1 protein-coding gene is annotated in these 3,333 nt (G+C 69.8%); it reads left to right on the top strand.

The window, feature by feature from the left end:
* A partial coding sequence (locus tag ACFFIA_RS25460; RefSeq protein ID WP_377254641.1) for a condensation domain-containing protein occupies nucleotides 1–3,333 on the top strand: 3,333 nt, incomplete at both ends.

Below are 3,333 nucleotides of genomic sequence, written 5' to 3'. Positions count from 1 at the left end.
CTCGACACCGAGGCGATCGACACACAACCCACCACCCCACCACCAACCAACACCACCAGCCACGACCTGGCCTACACCATCTACACCTCCGGCTCCACCGGCACACCAAAAGGCGTCATGATCGAACACCGCAACCTGCGGTACATCGCCGACGCCTGGGACCGGCTCCACGACCTGTCCGGACGCAAGCTCCGCTTCGCCTCCGTGTCGAGCGTCTCCGTCGACCTCTTCTTCGCCGACCTGCTGCGCTCGGCGTTCTTCGGCGGCACCCTCATCATCGTCCCGACCGACGTCGTGACCGACCCGCCGGCGCTGCTCGACCTCATGGAGAGCACCAACGCCACCGCGCTCGAGGTCGTGCCGTCCCTGCTGCGCATGATCGTGCAGGAGGTGGAGCGGCGCGGCACGTCCTTTCCCACCATGCACCTGCTCTCGGTCGGTTCTGAGGGCTGGCGCGCCGAGGACTGCCGTGCCCTGCTCGCCTCGATCCCCGCCGACACGACGGTGGTCAACGCGTACGGCAGCACCGAGATGACGATCGACGCGACCTGGTTCCGTCCGACTCCCGAGGCGCTCGACGGCCACGCCACCGTGCCGATCGGCCGTCCGTTGGCGAATACCCGGGTGTATGTGGTCGATGGTGGGTTGTCGTTGGTGCCGGTCGGTGTGGCGGGGGAGTTGTTGGTTGGTGGTGATGGTCTGGCGCGGGGTTATTGGGGTCGGGAAGCTCTGACGGCTGAGCGGTTCGTGGAGTTGCCGTGGTTGCCGGGTGAGCGGGTCTACCGGACTGGTGACGTGGTGCGGTGGTCGCCGGACGGCGTCTTGGAGTACCTGGGTCGCGTCGACGAGCAGGTGAAGATCCGGGGTTTCCGCGTTGAGTTGGGGGAGGTGGAGGCGGCGCTGTCGCGGGCTCCCGGGGTCGCGGAGGCCGCGGTGGTGGCCTTCGACGACGGCCCCGGGCGCCGGCTGGCCGGGTTCGTGGTGCCGGTGCCGGGAGCGGAACTCGACGCCGTCAATGTGCGTGGGTTCGTCAGTGGTGCGCTGCCGGACTACATGGTGCCGGCGGTCGTGGTGGTGCTGGACCGGTTGCCGATGACGCCGAGCGGGAAGGTCGACCGGCGGGCCCTGCCGGTCCCGGACGTGTCGACCGTCCGTGCCGGCGCCGAGTTCGTGGCGCCCCGGTCCGATGTGGAGCACGCTCTCGTCTCGGTGTGGCAGGACGTGCTGGGCGTCGACCAGGTGGGGGTGGAGGACAACTTCTTCGAGCTCGGTGGCGACTCGATCCTCTCCATCCAGGTCGTATCCCGGGCGCGCGCCGCCGGACTGCGGCTGACATCCAAAGACCTGTTCGTCCGGCAGACCATCGCCGCCCTGGCACAAGGACTGTCGTTCGCCGATCAGGCGCCGGCCGCAGTGGACGATCCGGTGGTCGGTGAGGCGGAGCTGACGCCGATCCAGGAGTGGTTCTTCGAGACGTTCGAGCGTGATCCGTCGTACTACAACATGTCGGTCCTGCTGCACCTGGCTCCCGACGTCGACGCGGCCGCGCTGTCCTCTGCGGTGGCGGCGCTGCTGGAGCATCACGACGGTCTGCGGACCCGGTTCCGGCGCGATGGTGAGCGGTGGCGGGCGAGCTACGCGCGGGTCGAGTCGGCTGAGTCGGTCCTGGATGTCGTGGATCTGGCCGGGGTGCCGGAGGTCGAGCGGCGGGCGCGGATGGAGCAGGTCGGCCGGCGGGCGCAGGCGGGCTTGGACCTGGGTGATGGTCCGTTGGTCAGGGCGGTTCTGTTCACCGGTGGTGGTGACCCGGCGCTGTTCCTGGTCGTGCATCACCTCGTCGTCGACGGTGTCTCCTGGCGGGTGCTGCTGTCCGATCTGACGGAGGCGTACGAGCAGGCTGCCAACGGCAAGCCGGCGGCGCTGCCGGCCAAGACCTCCTCGTTCCAGGCGTGGGCTGGGCGGCTGGTGGAGCACGTCGCCGGCGGCGGGCTGGACGGCGAGGTCGAATACTGGTCGCGGGTCGGCGACTGGCCCGCCGCGCTGCCGACCGACCTCGACGGTGCGAACCTGGCCGGCACGACCGCCGAGGTCGTGGTCCGCCTCGACCGGGACGAGACCGACGCGTTGTTGCGGCAGGTGCCGGCGGTCTACCGCACGCAGATCAACGACGTGCTGATCAGCGCGCTCGGGCGGGTCCTCGGCCGGTGGGCCGGTCGAGGCCGGCTCCTGGTGGGTATGGAGGGCCACGGCCGGGAAGAGTTGTTCGACGACCTGGATGTGACCCGCACCGTCGGCTGGTTCACCACTCACTTCCCCCTCGCCCTGGACGTCCCGGCCGAGGCCCTCGCGGACCAGGTCGACCCGGCCGGTTGGCGGGATCTGATCCGCTCGGTAAAGACCCAGCTGCGCCAGGTGCCCAGCCGCGGCCTCGGCTACGACGCCCTCCGCTACCTGTCGCCTGTGGACGGTCATGGCCACGCCTTCACCGGGCACCGGCAGCCCCAGATCAGCTTCAACTACCTCGGCCAGTGGGACACCCCCACCGAGCCCGACCGGCACCAGCTCATCCGCGGCCGCGAGATCGGCCTCGCCGCCGACCACAGCCCCGACGACACCCGTCCGTACCTGCTCGACGTCGCCGGCAGCGTCCAGGACGGCCAGCTCTCCTTCATCTGGCTCTACAACACGAAGATCCACCGTCAGGACACCATCCAGCGGCTGGCCGGCGAGCTGACCGGCGCGCTGCGGCAGATCGTCGCCCACTGCCAGGAGCCCGGGGTCGGCGGCTGTACGCCGTCGGACTTCCCGTACGCGGGTTTGGACCAGGCGGCGGTGGACCGGGTCGTGGGCGACGGTCGGGGCGTCGAGGACGTGTACCGGCTCACCCCGATGCAGGCCGGCATGCTCTTCCACAGTCTCGCCGACCCGGACGGCGGCGTGTACCTCGACCAGATGTCCTTCGTGCTCGAAGGCGTAAGCGACCCGCGTGCCCTCGGTGCGGCGTGGCAGGTGGTGGTGGATCGTACGCCGGTGTTGCGGTCGTCGATGGTGTGGGAGGGTGTGCCGGAGCCAGTGCAGGTGGTGCACCGGCGGGTGGTCGTGCCGGTGGAATACCTCGACTGGACCGGCCTGTCCGAGGCCGGGCAGGAAGAGGCGGCCCGGGCCTACCTCGAAGCTGACCGTGCGCGCGGCATGGACCTGCGCACCGCGCCCCTGGCACGGATGGCGATCGCCCAGCTCTCCGCCGACACCGTACGGGTCATACGCACCTCTCACCACCTGCTGCTGGATGGGTGGAGCACGTTTGAGGTGTTGTCGGAGGTGTTCGCGGTT

The organism is Phytohabitans kaempferiae (assembly GCF_042433955.1).
GTDB classification, from domain to species: domain Bacteria; phylum Actinomycetota; class Actinomycetes; order Mycobacteriales; family Micromonosporaceae; genus Phytohabitans; species Phytohabitans kaempferiae.
Note: the sequence above shows the minus strand (reverse complement) of the source record. Positions and strands in the feature narration are given on the sequence as shown.